The following is a 424-nucleotide window of genomic DNA, read 5'->3' as shown; positions in this document are numbered from 1 at the left end:
GCCCCCTCTCAAATAACAATTAAGCCGGCGGGCTACGTAGGGAGGAGTGTCCAATGAGAACGCCAAAAACGGTTGCTATTAACAGCAGCCTAGAGATTGTAAAAATGGAAGACTGCCATTTTAGAACGCTATCCATGCTAGGATACTACAAGGTAAGCGGTTATGCATTCCGTCACCCAGAGCTTGGCTACGTAAGCTACGACGGAGAAATACCATTCATCCCGTGCGGAGGCAAACGCACATTGCAATCCATCCTAAATGATGGCGGATTTATTACTTTCGATGGTATGCACTGGGTGCATGAGAGGAAGAGTCCACAAAACGCCTGACGAGTCCCGGACGGAACGGGACGAAACCTAGCCGCATCTAGCGGCTACGGTCGCGGATATCCGCCTACACGGTTGTCATGCATAGCAACCGTTTC

At 50.5% G+C, this 424-nt stretch carries 1 protein-coding gene; it reads left to right on the top strand.

What is annotated here, in order from left to right; all coding sequences use genetic code 11:
* Positions 1-53: 53 nt before the first annotated feature.
* Positions 54-329: a hypothetical protein gene (locus tag PPOP_RS17690; RefSeq protein WP_006288033.1), complete on the top strand. Its 276-nt coding sequence runs from the start codon at positions 54-56 to the stop codon at positions 327-329.
* The last annotated feature ends 95 nt before the right edge of the window (positions 330-424 follow it).

Source organism: Paenibacillus popilliae ATCC 14706 (genome assembly GCF_000315235.1).
GTDB lineage: Bacteria > Bacillota > Bacilli > Paenibacillales > Paenibacillaceae > Paenibacillus_B > Paenibacillus_B popilliae.
The sequence above is the reverse complement of the archived record's forward strand: the minus strand, read 5'-3'. Positions and strand labels throughout refer to the sequence as shown.